The 13,690-nt window shown below is 63.6% G+C and carries 10 protein-coding genes; 5 read left to right on the top strand and 5 right to left on the bottom strand.

The features are described from left to right. Nucleotides 1-13: 13 nt before the first annotated feature. Together ACV17W_RS10815 and argH are read right to left on the bottom strand one after the other, a co-directional pair. Nucleotides 14-970: a Bug family tripartite tricarboxylate transporter substrate binding protein gene (locus tag ACV17W_RS10815; RefSeq protein WP_462592340.1), complete on the bottom strand. Its 957-nt coding sequence runs from the start codon at nucleotides 968-970 to the stop codon at nucleotides 14-16. 149 nt (nucleotides 971-1,119) lie between these two features. After that, a complete protein-coding gene (gene argH, locus ACV17W_RS10810) occupies nucleotides 1,120-2,634 on the bottom strand; it encodes an argininosuccinate lyase (RefSeq protein WP_462592339.1) in 1,515 nt (504 codons plus the stop codon). Nucleotides 2,635-2,774: 140 nt separating this feature from the next. Between argH and ACV17W_RS10805 the strand changes: the two genes are divergently transcribed. Beyond that, a complete protein-coding gene (locus ACV17W_RS10805; RefSeq protein WP_462592338.1) occupies nucleotides 2,775-3,668 on the top strand; it encodes a LysR family transcriptional regulator in 894 nt (297 codons plus the stop codon). Between the two features lie 197 nt (nucleotides 3,669-3,865). Further along, a complete protein-coding gene (locus ACV17W_RS10800; RefSeq protein ID WP_462592337.1) occupies nucleotides 3,866-7,471 on the top strand; it encodes an indolepyruvate ferredoxin oxidoreductase family protein in 3,606 nt (1,201 codons plus the stop codon). Nucleotides 7,472-7,548: 77 nt separating this feature from the next. Here ACV17W_RS10800 and cheD read toward each other — a convergent pair whose 3' ends face one another. From cheD to ACV17W_RS10785, 3 genes are all read right to left on the bottom strand, one after another. Continuing rightward, complete coding sequence (cheD, locus tag ACV17W_RS10795) at nucleotides 7,549-8,181, bottom strand: chemoreceptor glutamine deamidase CheD (protein WP_462592336.1); 633 nt, start codon at nucleotides 8,179-8,181, stop codon at nucleotides 7,549-7,551. Between the two features lie 240 nt (nucleotides 8,182-8,421). Then, the gene (locus tag ACV17W_RS10790; protein ID WP_462592335.1) at nucleotides 8,422-9,330 is read right to left on the bottom strand and encodes a cell division protein FtsX; all 909 of its coding nucleotides are present in this window, start codon (nucleotides 9,328-9,330) and stop codon (nucleotides 8,422-8,424) included. Further along, a complete protein-coding gene (locus ACV17W_RS10785) occupies nucleotides 9,327-9,995 on the bottom strand; it encodes a cell division ATP-binding protein FtsE (protein WP_462592334.1) in 669 nt (222 codons plus the stop codon). Before ACV17W_RS10785 ends, ACV17W_RS10790 begins: the two co-directional genes overlap by 4 nt. Nucleotides 9,996-10,206: 211 nt before the next feature. Here ACV17W_RS10785 and ACV17W_RS10780 point away from each other — a divergent pair, with 211 nt between their 5' ends. From ACV17W_RS10780 to ACV17W_RS10770, 3 genes are all read left to right on the top strand, one after another. Further along, entirely contained in the window at nucleotides 10,207-11,223 is a 1,017-nt protein-coding gene (locus tag ACV17W_RS10780; RefSeq protein WP_462592333.1) for an amino acid ABC transporter substrate-binding protein, read from the top strand. A gap of 122 nt (nucleotides 11,224-11,345) precedes the next feature. After that, complete coding sequence (locus tag ACV17W_RS10775; RefSeq protein ID WP_462592332.1) at nucleotides 11,346-12,536, top strand: amino acid ABC transporter permease; 1,191 nt, start codon at nucleotides 11,346-11,348, stop codon at nucleotides 12,534-12,536. Between the two features lies 1 nt (nucleotide 12,537). After that, nucleotides 12,538-13,638 (top strand): amino acid ABC transporter permease, encoded by a 1,101-nt coding sequence (locus ACV17W_RS10770; RefSeq protein WP_462592331.1) that lies wholly within the window; start codon nucleotides 12,538-12,540, stop codon nucleotides 13,636-13,638. The last annotated feature ends 52 nt before the right edge of the window (nucleotides 13,639-13,690 follow it).

The raw sequence follows: 13,690 nt of genomic DNA, 5'->3' as shown, positions 1-13,690 counted from the left end.
AGTCGCCCGGTTTCTAGTCCATCTGGATATTCAATTTATTCACGACGGGCGCCCAGAGTTGCAGTTCATCGGCCATGATCTTTGCCGATGCCGCGGCATCGTTCGGAAAGGGCGTGGCGCCGACTTCAATGATGCGGGCGGTGAAGCTGGGCTCTTTCGTCATGGCCAGTACCGCGTCCTGGATCTTCTGCACTACCGGCGCGGGCGTCTGCGCCGGCGCCATGACTCCGTACCAGGAGTCAAGCACGGCATCCTGGACGCCGCCTTCCGCGAACGTGGGCACATCCGGTATGGATGGGGCGCGTTTTTCCGAGGCGACCCCGAGCAAGCGCATCTTCCCTGCCGATACGTAGGACATTACGTTGGGCAGGTTCACGAACAGGGTGTGGACTTCACCGGACAACAGGTCGGCCGTGGCCGGCGCGGCCCCCTTGTAGGGGATGTGCGTCAGCTTCACTTGGGCGCGGTCCTGGAAGACCTCGCCGACAAGGTGATTGATCGACCCTACGCCAGCAGAACCCATATTGATCGCGCCGGGGTTGGCCTTGGCATATTCCACGAGCTCGCCCAAGGTATTGGCCGGCGTGTTGAGGGATACGGCCAGTACGTTGGGGACCGATGCGAAGGTGGCGGCGGTGATCAGGTCTTTATTGCTATCGAAGTCCAGGTTCTTGTAGAGCAGCGGTTGCAATACCTGCCCTTGCGTGCCGACCAGCAGGGTATATCCGTCAGCGGCGGCCTTTGCAACGTAAGCGGTTCCTATGATGCCGCCTGCGCCCGGGCGGTTATTGACGACGACGGGCTGGCCAAGGTGGGCGGACAGACGATCCGCAATGATGCGGCCCATGAGGTCTACCGTGCCACCCGGGGCGAACGGGACAACGAGCGTAATGGGCCTGTTCGGATAATCCTGGGCGCTTGCGGTAAATGAAAGGGCCAGCGTACAGATGGCGGCAATTTTCTTGAACATCAGATGATCCCCTCTGGTCAATTGAAAGATGGTTGGTCGTCAAGCGCTTGCGAAGTGTCAGTGCGATGCTTCTGCGTAGCGCGGGTAGTCTCAGCTGCGCACGCCGGAAACCGGATCGTTGCGCCGCGGTTGGCCACTGTTCCCGGAGTTCAGCCCAGCCAGGGCGAGGAAGCGTCTTGTCGCAACGCGGCAGCGGCCTCGACCTGTGCATGCCGCGCTGCCAGCCAGCTGCTCTGTCCGGCAGCGATGGCGCGGGCGCGGTCAAGCAGTGCCGCGACTTCCGTCGCAGCAGTTCCGCCCAGGGAAGTACGCGAACCGACAAAGGCGCGCGCATCGAGGCTGTCACGTATGGCCTCCGTGGCAAGACCCGGGTCAGGAATGCCCAGCGCCTGGGCAGCTCCGCTCAGTAATTCGCTATTGACGTCCCGTACCGAAATGCCCTGTTCGACGCACAAGCGGACCAGCCGGGCCACCAGGCTGTGTGCTTCGCGAAATGACATCGCGCCGTGCCTGACGATTTGATCGGCCAGGTTCGTGGCGGTGGACCAATTTGATTCTGCGGCGCGCGCCATGTTTTCTTCGTGCACCGTCAAACTGTCGAGCATGGCGGCCATGAGCTGAAGACTGTTGCAGGTTTCCTCAAAGGCCTTGTCCAGCAACGGCAGTTCGCGCATTACCACGTCCCCGGTGCCTTCGGCCCGGAAGGTGGCCAACGCTGTGGTGAGCCACGTCGTGGCTGCGCCGGCCGCGAACTTCACCACTTCCAGGCCCGAGGGATTTTTCTTTTGCGGGAAAATGGAACTCGTGCCGCAAAACTCATCGGCAGTTTCCACAAAAGAAAACTCATGCGCTGACCACAGGTGAAGATCGGTCGCCAGATCATTCAACGTCGACATGACAAAGGAAAGCGCGGCCGCGATCTCGGCTGCGTAATACGCTTCTCGCGCGAGCTTTGCGTTCTCTACCATCCCGTCGAACGCGAGCAGCTCAGTCGTCCTCTGGCGGTTGATCGGCCAGGAAGTCCCAGACAGGCCGGCCGCACCCAGAGGGTTCAGGTTGAGCCGGGTGTACGCACCGCACAAGCGGTCGAAATCGTCCGAGATCTTCGTGCTGAATGAAAGCAGGTAGTGGCCGAACGTGGTGGGATGAGCGTGCTGCATGCAGGTATATCCCGGCATGAGGGTGCCGGCCTGCCGTTCGGCAAGATTCAGGATGCTGGCCTGCAGCCTCGTCATCAAGTCCAGTGTTTGCAGCAACAGGCGTCGCTTGTAGAGACGGCGTACCGTCGGGCCCTGGTCGAGGCGGCTTCGCCCTGTATGCATCCTGCCACCTGTTTCTTCACCGATTTGCTGAAACAGGTAGTCCTCGACCTGAAGCAGAAAGCTGCCCCGCAACGGGTCGACCGGAAATCCTTCGGGCCCCATTGCGGCGATTTCCGCCAGCGTGGCCAGGATCTGTCGCGCCTGGTGCGGCTCGAGAATGTGCTGCTCGGCCAGCATGATGGTGTGGGCGATGTCGACCTGCAGATATTCGTGGAACTGCAACAGCTCGCGGTCCAGGTGGGGCCGTTCAAAGATTCTCACCATCAGGTCGGACGGTGCTGCGCTCAGCCGGGCCTCCGCCAGCGTGCGGCCTTGCGTATAAGAATCGGCGCGATCGTTCACCACTGCTTCTCCAGCGACAGTCCGCGGCGGGCGCGATCTGTCGGATAAATGATTGACTGCGCCGCACTTTATTTTCTATAAGGTCATTCGTCCAATTAATTTTTATCTGAAACTTTGATAAGTTTCACTGATGGTGGCCTATGGAATTACGCCAGATTGAGGCGTTCGTATCGATTGCGACCCTGCGCAACTTCCGGGTGGCGGCCAACCGGCTGCATATCACCCAGCCTGCCATTTCGATGAGGTTGGCGTCGCTGGAGCGGGAGCTCGGCGCCGAGTTGATCGACCGCAGAGGGGGCGACGTGCAGCTCACCTCCAAAGGCATGCAGTTATTGCAATTGGCGGAGCATCTGCTTGATACCTCCGCCGAGCTCAAAATGCTGGCGTCCGGCGGCGAAAAAAAGCTGCAGCGGGCGCGCATCGGCACGACCAGCACCATCGTCAACGCCTGGATCGTCGATCTGTTCAGGGAACTGGAGCGCGACCTGCCGCATTTGACGGCGGAACTGATCGTGGACACCTCTCCGCGGTTGCGCAACCTGCTGGAACGCGGCGAACTGGATCTGGCCATCATCATGGGCAATACGCTGAGCGCCGGAGTCCGGAACTTGCCGCTTGCGCGCTACGAAACGCGATGGGTGGCCAGCCGGGCGCTGGGCGTGCCCGAAAACGTCGCGTTGTCCGACCTGGTCCAGCATCGAATCGTGACGTATGCCCGGGATTCGGCCACCTACGGCGCACTCGAAGAGCTGTTTCGGAACAGTGGATTGTGGCCGGTGCGATTGAGTTGCACCAACTCGGTTGAGACGATGCTGGGCCTGGTCCGAGCGGGCATGGCCATAGGCGTGATCAGCGAAGCCTGTGTGAGGGTTCCGCCTGGCGAGGAAGCGCTGCAGACGATACGCGGCGCTCCCACGCTTCCGGCGTATGAATATTTCGCGTCATACCATGTGGACTCGGTCGGTCGCATCGGGATGATGGTTGGCGAGATTGCGCAGCGCGTATGTTGGAAGCACGCGGCAGCCCAGGACTGAACTGCCGCGTCGGCCTGAACCCCTGGCCTCAGGTATCGGCCATCACGCCATCCGGTCCCGTCCCTATTGCATCCCCCCCGCCCCGGCGGGTACAACCTGGGTGGAACAACGGCACTTTCGCCCGTTCCAGCCCGCCGCGGCTTCACAAGAGCCGGCTCGCGACGCTGGCCCGGGCATCCAAGACCCTCGGAGTAGACATGAATGCCCCTTTGACGTCCGCGCAGCGCGCGGCGCTTGCTTCCGTTCAGCTGGACGACAGGTATACCCTGGACAGCGGTCGTGCCTGGATGAGTGGTATCCACGCACTGGTGCGCCTGCCCATGAACCAGCGCCTGCGCGACCAGCGTGCCGGCCTGAATACCGCGGGTTTCGTATCGGGTTACCGCGGCTCGCCCCTGGGGGGCGTCGATCAGAACATGTGGAAAGCCGCCAAGTACCTGAGGGCGCACCACATTGAATTCCAGCCCGGCATCAACGAAGACCTGGCCGCCACGGCAGTGTGGGGATCGCAGCAGGTCAACCTGTTCCCGGGCGCGCGCTATGACGGCGTATTCGGCATGTGGTACGGCAAGGGCCCGGGGGTCGACCGCTGCGGCGATGTGTTCAAGCATGCCAATGCAGCGGGCACCTCGCCGCATGGCGGCGTGCTGGTGGTGGCGGGCGACGACCACCCGGCCAAGTCGTCCACCTTGCCGCACCAGAGCGACCACATCCTGAAGGCCTGCATGATTCCGGTGCTGTTCCCGTCGAGCGTGCAGGAAGTCCTGGACTTCGGGCTGCATGGCTGGGCCATGAGCCGCTATGCCGGCGTGTGGGTAGGCATGAAATGCATCACCGACATCGTTGAAGTTTCAGCATCGGTGGACGTGGATCCCGACCGCGTGCGGATCGCCTTGCCGCACGACTTCCAGCTGCCCGCCGATGGCCTGAACATCCGCTTGCCCGATACGCCGCTGCAGCAGGAAGCGCGCTTGCTCGACTACAAGCTGTATGCCGCGCTGGCCTACGCGCGCGCCAACGGCCTGAACCGCGAATTGTGGCATGTGCCGCAAAGCCAGGCCCGGTTCGGCATCATGACCTCCGGCAAGGCGTATCTGGATACCCGCCAGGCCCTCGTGGATCTCGGACTTACCGAGGACGTGTGCCGCCGCATTGGCGTGCGGCTGTTCAAGGTGGGCATGGTGTGGCCGCTGGAAGCCACCGGCGTGCAGCAGTTCGCCGAAGGACTGGACGAGATCCTGGTGGTGGAAGAAAAGCGCCAGGTGCTCGAATATCAGCTTAAAGAAGAGTTGTTCAGCTGGATTGGCAGCGGCAAGAAGATTCCGAGGGTGTCGGGCAAGTTCGACGATAAAGACGGCGGAGAATGGGCGGTGCCGCAGGGCAACTGGCTGCTGCCGGCGCACTATGAGTTCTCGCCCGCCATGGTGGCCAAGGCCGTGGGCGCGCGTCTGCTGCGTTATGAACTGCCGGATGACGTGCGCGCCGGCATTGAAGCGCGGCTGGCGTTCATCTCCGAGCGGGAGCGGGCGCAAGCGATGCCGCGCGTGGTGACCGAACGCAAGCCGTGGTTCTGTTCGGGCTGCCCGCACAACACCTCTACGCGGCTGCCCGAAGGCTCGCGCGGCATGGCCGGCATCGGCTGCCACTATATGGTGACCTGGATGGGCCGCAATACCCAGGTCTACACGCAGATGGGAGGCGAAGGCGTGCCATGGATCGGCCAGGCGCCGTTCACTGACGAGAAGCACGTGTTCGCCAACCTCGGCGACGGCACATACTTTCACTCGGGGCTGCTGGCCATACGCGCGGCGGTGGCTGCCGGCGTCCCCATCACTTACAAGATTCTGTTCAACGACGCCGTCGCCATGACGGGCGGTCAGCCGGTGGATGGGCCCATCGACGTGCCCATGATTACTCGTCAGATGGCGGCCGAAGGTATCGAACGAATCGTGGTGGTTACCGATGAGCCGCACAAATACAAGGAAGTGACCACGCTTGCGCCGGGTGTGCCGGTACGCCACCGCGACGAACTCGACGCCGTGATGCGCGAGTTGAGGGCGCACCCGGGCGTGTCGGTTCTGGTGTACGACCAGACCTGTGCCACCGAGAAACGCCGTCGGCGCAAGCGCAATGCCTTCCCCGATCCCGCGCGCCGGGTGGTCATCAACGACCGCGTCTGCGAGGGCTGCGGCGATTGTTCCGAGAAATCGCATTGCCTGTCGGTCGAGCCGCTGGAAACCGAGTTCGGCCGCAAGCGCACCATCAACCAGTCGAGTTGCAATAAAGACTATTCTTGCCTGAAAGGTTTCTGCCCCAGCCTGGTGACGGTGGAGGGCGGGCGGCTGCGCAAGCCGCGAGCACTTGAACAGCAGGCTGCCATCGATGCCGGCGTGCCGGCGCCGGTGTTGCCGCAACTGACGCAACCCTATGGTGTGTTCGTCGCCGGCGTGGGCGGTACCGGCGTGGTCACCATAGGCCAGCTATTGGGCATGGCGGCCCATCTGGAAGGCAAGGGCTGTTCGGTGCTCGACATGGCGGGGCTGGCGCAAAAAGGCGGTGCAGTCTATTCGCATGTCGTGCTCGCGTCCACGCCCGAGAGCCTGTTGAATACCCGTGTCGCCATGGGCCAGGCCGACGTGGTGCTGGCGGGCGACCTCGTGGTGGCGGCCAGTCCCGAGTCCCTCGCCCGCATGAAGGCCGGCCGCACGCGCGTGCTGCTCAATAGCGATGTCGCGCCCACTGCGGCGTTCGTCAACAACCCCGACTGGCGCCTGCCGGGCGCCGACCTGCAAAGCGAATTGCGGGCGGCCTGCGATCCGGGTCACGTCGATATGCTCGATGCGGCCGAGCTGGCGGTGGGATTGTTGGGCGACGCCATTTATGCCAACCCCATGATGCTGGGCTACGCGTACCAGAAAGGCTGGCTGCCGCTGGGCCAGGAGGCCTTGCTGCGCGCCATAGAGCTCAACGGCCAGCAGGTGCCGGCCAACCAGGCCGCCTTTGCCTGGGGGCGTCGGGCCGCGCATGATCTGGCGGGTGTGCAGCGGCTGGCTGGGCGGCGCGCCGATGCGCCGTCTTCCGATTATGTCGAAGTCCGGCGTGGGCAGCCCGGCGCCGTGGTCGATATCAAACGGCCGGCGGGCGAGCTGGAGGCGCTGGTGGCGACACGCAGCGAATTCCTCACGGCCTACCAGAACGCCGCCTATGCGGCCCGCTACCGTGACCTGGTACAGCAGGTCGCGCAGGCCGAACTGGCCGCCACTGGCACAAACCGGCTTGCCCTGGCCGTGGCTCGCTATTACTTCAAGCTGATGGCTTACAAAGACGAGTATGAAGTGGCTCGCTTATATACAGACGGCGAATTCCTCAAGCAGGTCGACGCGCAATTCGAGGGCGACTGGAAGCTGCGCTTGCATCTGGCGCCGCCGCTGCTGGCGCGCCGCGACGCCCAGGGCCACCTGATCAAGCGCGCGTATGGCCCGGGCGTACTGAAGGTATTCGCATTGCTTGCCCGTTTGCGCGGGCTGCGCGGCACGCCGCTGGATGTATTCGGCTACACCGCTGAACGCCGAGCCGAAAGGGCATTGATCCATACTTACCAGAGTGATGTGCTGTCGATACTGCCCAAGCTGACGCGCGCGAATCTCGACAACGCAGTCGCGCTGGCGAGCCTGCCTGAAACCATACGCGGCTACGGCCATATCAAGGAGGCCGCCATGCAACGGGCCGCCGCCCGCCGCGCGGAGCTGTTGCAGGGGTTCAGCGCGTCGGTGCTCGCCATCGACGGGGTGCGCGCCGCCTGAGTTCGCCTGGACCTGCCGCGGCGCCGCTCGCCGACCGGTCGCCGGCCGCGGCAGCGCCGGCGTGCACCGTCGTAGGCCTAGCGGCCCGGCGTATTGAAGCGTTCGAACCTGGGCGGGGTCTGGGCCTTGGCGCGCGCGGTTTGCGCGGCCACCTGTTCGCGCTGGGCGATCAAGGCCTGCGCCTTGTGGTGGTGCGGCGCCAGCTTGCGCACCATGACGCGCCCATCGCGCGGAAAGTACCCAATGCGGCGCGCTCGCACATCGCCCAGATCTTGCGCCAGCACCGGTATGCCTTCAGTGCGCAAGTAGCTGAGAACGAATCGGGCGTTCCGTTCGCCGATGTTCAGCTGCTGCATGGCGCTGAGTACGGCTCCGCCACCGAACACCTTGGCTTCGAGCCGTTCACGGGCGGCGCCCGCTTTCAACAGCTCGTTGATCAGGACTTCCATGGCATAAGCGCCATAGCGCATGGTGGCCGAGGCGGGGGCGTCGCCGTCGCCTTCGGGAAGCATGAAGTGGTTCATGCCCCCTATGCCAGTCTGCGGGTCGCGGATGCAGGCGGCCACGCAGGAACCCAGCACAGTCGAGATCATCAGGTCTTCGCCGTTGGCTGCCACATAAAACTCGTTGGGCAGAACCTTCACCGCGGGACATTGGAAGACACTATCAAAATAGTGACGAGTCGCGCGGGCGTCTAGGCGAGGGGGCATGGTGTAGCCGTGTTCAAGAGACGGCGGATCGGCGCGAGGCCGGTATTTAGCAGTTCTGCAATGTTAGCAAATATGTTTTATGTAATTAAATTGCACAAGGCCACGGACGGAATCCGTTGCGCAGACGCGTCCCGGCCAAGACGGCCGGGTGTTGCGTCCCCAATAAATTAGGCTGCGCCTCGGTTACCGACTGGCCAATATAGCGTCGGCCGGCCGGTTTCGTTCAGGGCAATAGAGGCGTTAAAAGCGCGTACTGCGCGTGACTGACCAGCGGGCCGCCAGCGCGCCCAGTATGCTGGTGCCCAGCACCGCTGCCACCAGCACTGGCACGCCTGGCAAATGCAGGGTGAATTCGGCGCCATAGCTGCGCGCCAGCCCGAGCAGCGCATTGTTCAGCGGCGCCAGGGCGATCGAGGCCGCGCCTATGGCCGCCAGCGCCGCCAGCGCGCCAGACAGGGCGCCCAGGTACAGAAACGGCCGGCGCACAAAGGATTCGGTGGCGCCCACCAGCCGGGCGACGGCGATTTCTTCGCGTTGCAGCATGGCCTGCATGCGCACGGTGTTGAAGACCGCCGCGAGCACCACGGCGGCCACGCAGGCCGCCAGGAACAGCAGGCCTACCCGGGCGAACCGCAGGATGGCCTCGAGGCGCTGCACCCAGGCGCTGTCGAGCTGCACCTGCTCGACGTGGTCCCACTGCCGCCATACCTGCGCAAGCTGGTCGGCCCTCTGAGCGAGCTGATCGCCTTCGGTCAGGGTCGCCACCACGGCGTCGGGAAGGGGATTTCCCGGCAGCACCGCGAGCGCTTCGTTCCAGGTGGGATCGTTGCGCAGCGAAGCCAGTGCATCGTCTCGTGGGACCACCCGCACGGCCTGCACTTGCGCGGCGTGGTCGGTGCGGATGCGCTGCGCGATGCCGGCGGCGGCCTCGGCGGGGGCATTCGTGTGCAGGAAGAGGGTGACTTCGGGTGACACGGAAACCTGCCGCGCCACGGGCTGCGCCGAGACCAGGATGGCGCCGCCCAGCAACGGCAAAGCCAGGGCCAGGGCCATGACCAGCAGATTTGCCAGCGATGAGAAGGGTTGTGCCGCCAGGCGGCGCAAAGTGACTGTCAGGGCATAGCGATGCTGCCGCAACCAGGATTTCATGCGGAGGCCCCCGAGTCGTGGAATTTGCCGGGCTCGAGCCGCAGCATGCGGGTCGCGTAGCGCGACATCAGGGCTTCGTCGTGCGAGGCGATCAGGGTGGTGACCCCGACGCGATTGAAGTCGCGAAACACGTTGAGGATGCGCTGCGCGGTGTCGTGGTCCAGGTTGGCCGTCGGTTCATCGGCGATGAGGATGGCGGGCCGGTTGACGATGGCGCGCGCGATGGCCAGGCGCTGCTGCTCGCCGCCCGACAATTCGATGGGGTTCATGTTTTCCTTGCCGGCCAGGCCCACCTTGTCGAGCGCGGCGCGCGCCCGGCTGCTGGCCGAATCGGGTGCCTGGCCGGTGACGGCCAGCGGCAGCATGACGTTCTGCAATGCGCTGCGGTCGAACAGCAGATGGGTGTCTTGCAGAATGACGCCGACGGCGCGGCGCAGGTAGGGGCGCGCCCGTGCGGGGAGCTTGTCGAGGCGCTGCCCATTGACCTGTATGGAGCCCCGGCTGGCGGGCTCGAGACCGCCGATCAGCTTGAGCAAGGTGGATTTGCCCGCGCCCGATGCACCTGACACGAAGATGAATTCGCCAGCGCTGACGCGGAAGTTGATATCGGCCAGGATGTTACGGCCTCGCCCATACGATTTGAAGACGTGCTGGAATTCGATCATGGCGGCAAGAAAGTATGAAGCAGCAATAGTACCGCGGGGGTAGCGCGCAGGCATTGGGTGCGGACAGGCTTATTTTGTGTCCCTTTTTTTTATTTAAAACGTCAAGGGATTTCCCCCATGTCCCCGAAAAACCTCAACCGCTACCATCCCGGCGTTGCTTGACGCGCCCTACCCCTTGCGCTCAAGGCTTCCCCTACAGGAGAGATCAAACATGAAAGCACTGAAATTAGCCGCCGTTGCCGCCGCACTGTTTGCAGCGTCATCGGCGGCCAACGCTGGCGCGACGTTCGACAGCGTCAAGAAGAAGGGCTTCGTCCAGTGCGGCGTCTCTACCGGCATCCCCGGATTTTCCATAGCGGACAGCAAGGGCCAGTGGCAGGGTATCGACGTGGACATGTGCCGCGCCATCGCCGCCACCATGTTCAACGACGCGAGCAAGTTCAAGGTGACGCCCCTGAACACGCAGCAGCGCTTCACCGCCCTGCAATCGGGTGAAGTCGATGTCCTCACCCGCAACACCACCCAGACCCTGACCCGCGACACCACGCTGGGTCTCATTGGCGCCGGCGTCAATTACTACGACAGCCAGGGCGTGATGGTGTCCAAGGAGCTGGGCGTGAACAGCGCCAAGGAGCTCGATGGCGCCACCGTCTGCGTGCAGCCGGGCACCACGACCGAACTGAACCTGGCCGACTGGTTCCGCGGCCAGAAGATCGAGTTCAAGCCGGTGGTCATCGACAAGTACGACGAGATCATCCGCGCGTTCTCGGCGGGCCGCTGCGACGCGTTCACCACCGACAAGTCGCAGTTGGCGTCGACCCGCACCACGCTCGAGAACCCCGACAATTTCGTCATCCTGCCGGAAGACTTCTCGAAAGAGCCGCTGGGCCCCATGGTGCGCCAGGGCGACGAGCAATGGTTCAACATTGTGCGCTGGTCGCTCAACGCCATGCTCGAAGCCGAGGAATACGGCATCACGTCCCAGAACGTCGATGAACAGCTCAAGAGCTCCAACCCCAACGTGCAGCGCATCCTGGGCGTGACGCCGGGCATGGGCAAGAACCTCGGTGTGGACGACAAGTGGGCCTATACCATCATCAAGCAAGTCGGTAACTACGGCGAAGTGTTCGAGCGTACGCTGGGCAAAGACAGCGCCATGAAGCTCGAGCGCGGGCTGAACGCCTCGTACAAAGATGGCGGTCTGATGTACGGCTGGCCGGTGCGCTAAGCGCGGCTGCCTGGCAAGGCGGGTGAGCCCGCCTTGCCGGCCCGCCAGCGGCGGGCGGCAGGAGTAAAGGTGGCGCCAGGATCCTTCCGGCCATCCCTGTTCGACTTCTGTAGATTCAATCCATGACGACAAACAACCCACAGGTCCCGGCAGCGGCGCCCAAGCGACGCCTGAGCTGGAACGACCCCGGCGTGCGCGCTGTGGTGTATCAGGTTGTCGCGCTGGCCTTGGTCGCCCTGGCCGTGTGGTTCCTGGTTTCCAATACGCTGCATAACCTTGCGGTACGCAACATCTCCACCGGTTTCGGCTTCCTCGACCGCGAGGCGGGTTTCGCCATCGGCGAGACGCCCATCGCCTATTCGCCTGCCGATACCTATGGCCGTGCCATCTGGGTGGGCCTGTTGAACACCCTGCGCGCCGCGGTGCTGGGCATTGTGCTGGCAACCCTGCTGGGCACGCTGATCGGTGTGGGCCGGCTGTCCAAGAACTGGCTGATGGCCAAAGTGTGCTCGGTGTACGTCGAGGTCATGCGTAACGTGCCGCTGCTGCTGCAGCTGTTCTTCTGGTACGCGCTGATCACCGAAAACATGCCGGGGCCTCGCCAGGCGGCGAACCCGTTGCCCGGAGTCTTCATTTCCAACCGCGGCCTGAAGGTGCCGACGCTGGAAGGCAACTCGCTGGACTTCATTCTGTTCGGGCTTGCGCTGGCCATCGTCGGGACCATCGTGGCCGCCCATCTGGGAAGGAAGCGGCAGGAAGCCACAGGCCGCGTGTTTCCGTTGGGCCGGGTGGCGCTGGGCCTGTTCATCGCCTTGCCGGTAGCCGGCTGGCTGATCAGCGGCGCGTCGCTGACGCTTCAGATGCCCGAACTCAAGGGTTTCAACTTTACCGGCGGCCTGACCATCACGCCGGAATTCGCCGCCTTGCTGGCGGGGCTGGTGATCTACACCTCGGCCTTTATCGCCGAAGTGGTGCGCTCGGGCATCCAGGCCGTCAACCAGGGCCAGTGGGAAGCCGCGGGCTCGCTGGGCCTGCGCCGTTCGCGCGTCTTGCGCCTGGTGATACTGCCACAGGCGCTGCGGGTGATCATTCCTCCGATGACCAGCCAGTACCTGAACCTGACCAAGAACAGTTCCCTGGCGGTGGCCATCGGGTATCCCGACATCGTGTCGGTGGTGAACACCACCATGAACCAGACCGGACAGGCCATTGAAGGCATATTGCTCATCATGGCGGCCTACCTGACGGTAAGCCTGTCGATATCGGTGTTCATGAACTGGTACAACAAGCGCATCGCGCTGGTGGAGCGTTGAAATGAGCACGACTACGCATATCCCCAGCGAGGGCTTGCCGCCCCCGAGCAGCGAGGTCGGCGTCTGGGCCTGGATGAAAGCCAGCCTGTTCTCCTCGCCGCTGAACATCCTCGCCACGGTGCTGGTGGCGTGGCTGCTGCTGATGTCCGTGCCGGCCCTGGTCGAATGGGCATTCCTGCAAGCCGATTTCACATCGTCGACGGCGCAGGAGTGCCGACAGGCCGCTGGCGCATGCTGGGCATTCATTGCCGAAAAGCACCGCCTTATCCTGTTCGGCACGTATCCCTATGACGAGCAATGGCGGCCGCTGATCGCCACCCTGATCCTTATCGGCGTCATTATCTGCAGCGGCCTGCGCCGCTTCTGGAACCTGCGCCTGCTCGTGATCTGGGTGGTCGGGCTCACGGCGGTGGCGGTGCTGATGTGGGGCGGCGTGCTGGGCCTGACCTACGTCGAGAACTCGTTGTGGGGTGGCCTGCCGCTCACGCTGATTCTCTCTACGTTCGGAATCGCCTTTGCATTCCCCATCGGCGTACTGCTGGCCTTGGGACGCAAGTCGAAAATGCCGGCGATCAAGGCGCTGTGCGTCGTGTACATCGAGTTGATCCGCGGGGTGCCGCTGATCAGCCTGCTGTTCATGTCGTCGGTAATGCTGCCCCTGTTCCTGCCGGTGGGCGTTTCCATTGACAAGCTGCTTCGTGCGCAGATCGCCATCATCATGTTCGCGGCCGCGTATATCGCGGAAACCGTGCGCGGCGGCCTGCAGGCAATACCGAAAGGGCAGTACGAGGGCGCCGATTCGCTGGGCCTGAACTACTGGCAGCAGATGCGCAAGATCATCCTGCCCCAGGCCCTGCGCATTGTCATACCGCCCCTGGTCAGCATTTTCATCGCGTTGTTCAAAGATACGTCGCTGGTGGTGATCATCGGCATCTTCGACCTGACGCTGGCGGCCAAGGCGGCCCTGTCCGATGCGGCATGGCGCGGATTCGGCGTGGAAGCCTACATCTTCATCTCGCTGATCTATTTCGTGTTCTGCTTTTCGATGTCTAAATACAGCCAACGCCTGGAAAAACGCCTGGCGACCGGCCACCAACGATAGTTGCCGGGCCCGGCGCCGCGGTGCGCGGCCCGGGCCGGCGAACCTTATGGGA

The organism is Bordetella sp. MIP270_01_BMS (assembly GCF_054958705.1).
This window is presented reverse-complemented; position numbering and strand designations above follow the sequence as displayed.